We start from the raw sequence: 6892 nt of genomic DNA, 5'->3' as shown, positions 1-6892 counted from the left end.
GTGGGGCTTCCCGCCGAGGCGTCGGTAAACGAGACGGGGTTGTTGACGCACGCGGTCGGCGCGCTCACGAAGTTCGCCGTCGGCACGTCGCTCACCGCCACGCTCGAAGCGAACTGGACGCTCGCGCCGCACACGTTCGTCGCGACGAGCGTCACCTGGTAGGCGCCCGGCGACGCGTAGGCGTGCGTCGGGTTTTGCGCCGTGGAAGTATTCCCGTCGCCGAAATCCCACGCCCAGGACGTTGGGGCGCCCGTGGAGGTGTCGGTGAATTGGACGGGGACGCCAAAGCACTGCGGCGCGTCGGAGGTGAAGCCCGCCACGGGGAAGGGGACGATGTCGATGGACTGCGAATAAGGAGCGCTCGTCCCGCAGGCGTTAAGGGCGATAAGCGTTACGGTGTACGTTCCGGGAGCCGCGTAGGTGTACGAGGGATTCTGGAGCGTGGAGGTGCCCACGCCGTCGCCGAAATCCCACTGCCACGCCGTGGGAATGCCCGTGGACGCGTCCGTGAACGTTACGGGCGAATCTTCGCAGAAAGACGCGGGCGCCGTGAAATCCGCGACCGGCGTGTCGCTCACCGTGACCGTCCCCTGATACGCCGCGCTCATGCCGCAGGCGTTTTTGGCCAGGAGCGTGACGGTATAATTGCCCGCGAGGATGTAGGTGTAGCACGGATTCTGTTCAGTCGAGGTTCCGACGCCGTCGCCGAAGTCCCAGAACCATTCGGCCGGGTCGTTCGTCGAGATGTCCGTAAAACAGGTGTCCGCGCCCAGACACTGGGGCGAGCTGCTCACAAAACTGGCCGTGGGAACGGCGTCCACGCGGACGGTCTTCGTCACGGGGAGGCTGGCCGCGCAATCCGTCGATACGGTAAGCGTTACGAAATACGTGCCGGGCGAGGCGTAGGTGTGCGAGGGGTTCTGAAGCGTGGAGGTGCCAGCGCCGTCTCCGAAATCCCAGCTCCACGCGGTGAGGGGGTCGTCCACCGTGACGGAGGCGTCCGTAAACGAGATGCTCTGCCCTAGGCAGCGCGGAGAGTTGGACGAAAAATCGGCGATGGGGCGGGAGAAGCCGCCGGCCACGTGCCCGTACGAAATCCAGCTGGGATTAACTCCCACGCCGTAGGCCATCGTGGAGATGGGGGCGTTTGCTTGAACGGCGTGGAGGCCCGGATCCATCGCCTGGCGCATCCAGCGGTAGGGCGCGCCGTCGGGAAACGTCTGCCACGTCGCCGTCGGGGGCGCCCCGTCAATCAGGACGGAAGCCGTCGCCGCCTCCGGCGCGACGATGTTGACGAAGTTGTCGTAAACGAAATAGGAGAAGAAGGCGGAATTGTTTCGGTAGAACGTATTGGGAATGGCCATGAGCATGAACGGGTCGCCCGTGCCCGTAAACGTTTGGCTCATGGCGAACTGGTAGACCTGCACCGGCTGGCTCGCCGTGATGTGGAGAGGCTGCGCATTCTGCGTTTCATAAAACTCTCCCGCGGCCAGCGTGGCGGCCAGCGTTCCGTTCACGAAGACCTGGGTGTTGGCGTCCTTGGCCACGACGCGCACGAGGGAGGGCGCGTTGGCGTTCGAGTCGGTTGGAAGGGGCGACACGAAGTATTCCGTGTCCCAGAAATTCGTGGGAAGGGCAGGGTCAATAAGCCGGTCGCAGCAGCACCATCCTCCCACATACGTGCACTTGCGCCAGTTAATCACGGTGACCGGCTTGTTGCTCGTGATAAGAGCGCCCGTCAAATCACCGTTGCACGTGTAGGCGTACACGTCGCCGCGGTTGAACGTGAACGAGCGCGTGCCGCACGTGGGATGCGCGACCGTGACCGTGGTGGCATCATCGCTGGCCAAAATGACGGCGGCGTTCGGCAGATAGCCGTTTCCTTCCTCGTAGTTCGCCGCGACGTACTCCGTGCCGAGCGTCTGGACGGGAATGAGCTGATAGGAATCCTGATTGTAGCTGATGCTCCGCGGCACAATGTAGTACGCCAAGATGGGAACGTCGTTGAGCACATCAAGCTGGAACCCCTTGTTGACGACCGTGTCTTCCTCGCCCACCACAATAATGCCGGACGGGTCCGCCGGAAACGCAAGCGACTCGTAGCCCTGCGGGGCAATGGTGCCGCTTGCCGTATAGGGGCCCGTGATGACGTACTGCGCGGTGTTGACGTCGGGATTGATGAGGACGAGGCCGGAGGGCTCGTCTGACTCATCTGCACTCGTGGGGATTTCCGTATAGCGCGCGAACCAGAACTGCGTTCCCGCGAAGGAAGGGCACGTAAAGGGGACTCCGGATGTTGCAATCCCTCCCAGGGATTCGGGAGGCCCGGCCCATGGCGCCGCACTCGTCGCGAGCGGCCCGGGCGCGGGGCCTTCCGCGATGCGAACCAGGCGATACTGGGTCGAGGCGTTGCCCTCGCCGTCGGAGACCGTAAGGGAGATCACGTAGGCGCCCGGCTCCTGAAAGACGTGGCTTGGATTCCGCTCGAACACGTCCACGGTCCCGTCCCCGAAGTTCCAGGTCCACGTTTTCGCGCCGCCGATCGATTCGTCGGTGAAGTGTATCTCCCCGCCGGCCGCTCCCTCTTCCGGGGCCACGATGCGGGCATAAAGGGGCACAACGCCGGGCTGTTCCGCCGGCGCCAGCGGACAGGCGACCAGAGAGCTCGGCGTCGGCTGAACGCAACCGGCCTCCGTGGTCGCAAAGCCCGTCTCCGTTCTCAGATGAAAATCCGCCCCCTCGACGCTGCGGCCGTCCACCACGACGTAGTACTCGCCCGGCGGAAGGCTCAACAGCATGAGCTGACGGTCGCCGTAACTGACGACGCGCCTCTCGTCGCAGTCCTTGAGGAGAAACAGCGACAAATCGCCTTCAGTCTCGAGCGAAATTCTTATGTCCTGAACTTCGGGATTGGTAAAGTAAAAAACGGCCTCGGGGCCGGAAAACGTTTCGTTCGGGTCGAACGATACCTCGTAGTGCTCCACCCGGCTCGGGTGCACCCGCGTCGAGCCGAGCACCTCGTCGCCGAGGGACAGACTCTCGCTCCCTCGACAGTCAAGGAGCGGAGGTGGTGGCTCGCTTTCCGCCGCCGGCGCAAGCGGCGCCGAGTCGCCCGCCACCGCCAGCGTGCAAATGCCGAGCCATACCGCAAAAAAAGCCCGCGCCATCCGCGAGCTTCTCACCGAACGTTCGGGGGAATAACAACAAGGAGAAACCGACGCGTGTCCCTTAAACTGCCCGCCAAGCTCTCGTATTCTATTCATGCTCCATTCCTCCAGACCGAACGCGAGATTCCACCGGCTACGGAACGCCCTGATATTCAAGTATGAATTATCGTACAAAATACCAGAAAAGTCAAGCAATTTAAGCGGTTTAGAGGCCGGCGAGTCCACAGCCTCAATTTCCTAAAAAACCGTTTATTGACCGGCGGTTACATGCCGCTCATGAGAAAACGGCGCGAACCATGCCTACTCACTTTAATGCTAACTCTCCGCAAGGGAGATTCGCGCCATGAAACAACGAGAAATTGCGGCCTGGATTCGGAATAATCTCGCGTTGCCGAGGCGGTCGCAACGCACGACACTTGGGAAGCCGGTGTGTGGGCTGATGCGGCAAGTCCGGCGGATGTCTATCCCGACTAAAGCCGGAACATATTTGCGGTTTTTTTCGTGAAGACCCGTTCGAGGGGGCTTTCTTTTGTTGCTCTTCTTCATCGCGCTTTTTGAGAGACCCTGCAAAGCTTGCGTTTGCAAGTCGGGCTCGGTAAGATGGAGGATGTTCGCGCGGTTTAAGAACGCCGGGGCAGTAGCTCAGTTGGGAGAGCGCTGCGTTCGCAACGCAGAGGTCGTGGGTTCAAATCCCATCTGCTCCACCACCACGTCCCGGGCCCCGGCGGCAATTTTGAAGGTTGTCCGCCGAAGGTGAAAGGAGAAAATTTCCGTTCGCCGCGCAAGAACATGCCTGTTCCTCGTTCGGGCGGCTGCCCGCCATGGCACAGGCAATGCCACAGCAGGATAGGAACAAGATAGGAAGATGAAGCATCGCGTTTTTAAAGCCATACTTGCCCTGGCGGCCGTCGCGTCGTTGGAGGCGGCTTCCACCCAGGTGCCCGATTCGCACATTTATACGCTGGTGCGCGAAATTGCCCTTAAGAGAATAGCGATGTCCCCCACGCAGCTTCGTTTCCATCTTGCACAGAACCCTTCCGAAGCGGAGCACTATTACCGCACCTGGCTCACCGAACGTCTCTGCCGCCTCTACGCCCAATACCACACGCCGGAAACGGCATGGCGGCTCGCCCTGGACCGAACGTTTCGCGAGGACGCCGACCGGGACGCCCTGCTGGAAATTATTGAGGTGCAGGACTCTTCCCTGGCGGAAGCCCTGCGGGAGCTTGCGAAGGGCGGCTCCCTTTCACCCGAAGCCTGGGAGGATTTGACGCGCCGCTACAAGGACTTTTTCATCAGGCGCAGCACCGTCTGGGACTTGATCCTGACGGACGTCCTGCAAAACCTGAATGTCAAAGTCCTCGGCTTCGTGGAAGACCGCTTTACGCACCTTCCCGTGAGCCGTGCGAAGCTTCAGCTCTTCAGCAAGCGCCTGCTGTTCACCGAGTCATTCGCCAACAAGGGTGGATTTTTCTCGATCGATGCCGCCAACGCCATCTTCACCGGCCGCATCGGGCTCGGCGCCAACAAACCGGGCTTCTATTCTCCCAACAATCCGTTTTTCAGACAGGCGCTTCATGTCCATGGAACCTCGCCGTATATCTTCGTCGCCTTCCACGCCATGCCGTCGGAAGGCAATCTTTCGGGAACGGTCGTGGACGCCGAAACCCGCCTGCCCGTTCCGGGCGCGCGAGTCACGCTCATTCAAGACGAGCAAACGCAGTACAGGGCTCCGAAAATCGGAGGCGTCGTCGTGCAGGAGGAAAGGCGGGAGATGATAGGCGGGGGGCTGGTCGCTGCCACCACGAGCGCCAACGGCCGGTTTTTCGTTCTGAACCAGCCCGCCGGTGACAAAACCATCCGCATCGAGCATGACCGATATCCCACCACAATCTTTTCGCGGGTCATCCGGGCCGACGAGACGAACGAGCACTGGTTTTCCCTGCACGCTGACGCCACGCCCGTAGAGCTTACCGTCCAACTACCGGACGGGTCGCCGCTTGCTTTCGCCCTTATTCGCCAGCCAGGCAGCGGCCAGCTGGTGACGGCGGACCTGCAGGGACACTTTCTTTCGAGCGTGGTCGTCGAAGACTCCCCCGCGCAGCTGCGCGTTGAAAATCGGGGATATTCACCCCATGTCATAGATATTCACGCGGGAGAGCCCGTGCAGGAGGTCGTCCGCCTCCAATCACTCACGGTGACGGTCCGTGGAATTGTGCGCGACTTTTACGGCCGCCCCATCGAGGGCGCGGTCGTCCTCAGCTACCCGCCCGGCAAGTTGGCTCACACCGACGCCGAGGGGGCCTTCTCGATCCCGGCCGCCACGACCACCATGCCGCGCCTGCGGGTTGGAAAAAATGGATATCTTACCCAGACGTCGACGGTCAACTTGCAGCGGCACTGGACTCACAAGCACCCCGTGGTGGCCACGGAAGACATCCTGCTTCCCACTGAAGCCGAAGGGGGGCCCCGCTTTGAAATCCCGCCCGCCGGCGCTTACTTCGCCTCCGAGACGCCCCGCTTCGACATCGCTTTTCACTTCTTCGCGAAAGATAGCTGGACCGAGGGCGTGCTGAGGGTCGGGGAGGAGGAGGAGCACCTGGAGCTTTCCGCCCAGGGCGCCATACGCCACAAATGGGGGCCGCTTCCGCCGGGCCGCCACGAGGCCACCATCGAAGGAACGCTCAAGCCGATTTTCGGGCACGAGCACGAGCACGAAACCGAGCCGTCCGCCGTGGTGCTGCGCACTTCGGTGCCGTTTGAAATCGGGCTTCCCCCCTTCGTGCGGGCCATGAGCAGCGTGCTAAACGAACAGGGGGAGCTCGTGCTGCGCGCCGTGCTCGACCGGGAAGCGCTCACGCCCCGCATGAAGGAAACCCTGCGCGTCTTCACCGAGGACAAGCTCCTCGACTACGAGCTCCGCGAGCGCGAAGACGAGTTCGAGCTCGAAGCGGAGATTCCCCCCCTGTGGTTCTCGGTGCGGCTGGTGGCGGAGGACGAAAGCGGAAAGCTCTACACGGTCTTCTTGTAATTTCCTGCGGCGGACAGGACGAAGGCGAGTAGCGGATAACAGGCCTTGCTCCTTGCTTCTTACTCCTTACTCATCAATCCTTGGCGTTGAGGGCTTCGGAGCGGACAAGGCAGATGATACAATGAGGAAGAACTGATCACGACAACAACTCCATCCGACAGAACGCAAGGAGATCGCCATGGTCGACCTTAGGGAAACATCGGTTCCGGTCCCCGGCCGGGGAGTGAAAGGGATGCTGGGCTTGGAGAAATTCGTCGAGGCGATAAGGCCCTGGATGGACCAGGCCCACTTCAACTTCGTCGTCTGCGACCCCGACTTGAGAATGATCTACATCAACCCGTTCACCCTGAACAATCTAAGGGGGCTGATAGAGAACATGAAGCGCTACAGCAAAGCCGCGCGCGGGCTCACGCACATCAAGGACGTCGGAGGCATGGACACCGGGGTTTTCCATCGTCATCCGAACCTCAAGGAACACATGCTGGAAAAGGAAGGCGACTACGAAAAGAGTTACCGCACGACGACGAAGGTTTTTCCCGCGGATTTCCGCGCAGTCCGCGACGCCGACGGAGAAATACTCGGCTGGGTCGGCTCCTGGGATGTGGAGGAGGGCGAGCCGGATGAAGATGAAGATAAAGAAGATCTCATGATCTACGGAAGCGGCACCATCAACGTCGATCCGGAGGAGAAGCAG

At 61.4% G+C, this 6892-nt stretch carries 3 protein-coding genes and 1 tRNA gene; 3 read left to right on the top strand and 1 reads right to left on the bottom strand.

Going from position 1 to position 6892, the window contains the following annotated elements; translation table 11 throughout:
- Positions 1–3167: PKD domain-containing protein (locus tag JSV08_02915; GenBank protein UCF81379.1), on the bottom strand; the 3167-nt coding region annotated here is incomplete at its 3' end.
- 631 nt (positions 3168–3798) lie between these two features.
- Here JSV08_02915 and JSV08_02910 point away from each other — a divergent pair.
- The 3 genes from JSV08_02910 to JSV08_02900 form a co-directional block, all read left to right on the top strand.
- Positions 3799–3874: transfer RNA gene (locus JSV08_02910), tRNA-Ala, on the top strand.
- Between the two features lie 158 nt (positions 3875–4032).
- Positions 4033–6198, top strand: coding sequence for a hypothetical protein (locus tag JSV08_02905; GenBank protein ID UCF81378.1), 2166 nt, complete (start codon positions 4033–4035; stop codon positions 6196–6198).
- 178 nt (positions 6199–6376) lie between these two features.
- Positions 6377–6892, top strand: a 516-nt coding sequence (locus tag JSV08_02900) for a hypothetical protein (protein UCF81377.1), incomplete at its 3' end; no start/stop codon positions are given.

The organism is Acidobacteriota bacterium, assembly GCA_020349885.1.
Taxonomy (GTDB): Bacteria; Acidobacteriota.
Note: the sequence above shows the minus strand (reverse complement) of the source record. Positions and strands in the feature narration are given on the sequence as shown.

Bases quoted from the DNA above. Each gene is read 5' to 3' on its own strand.
- JSV08_02905 (UCF81378.1), top strand. From the start codon at position 4,033: ATGAAGCATCGCGTTTTTAAAGCCATACTTGCCCTGGCGGCCGTCGCG.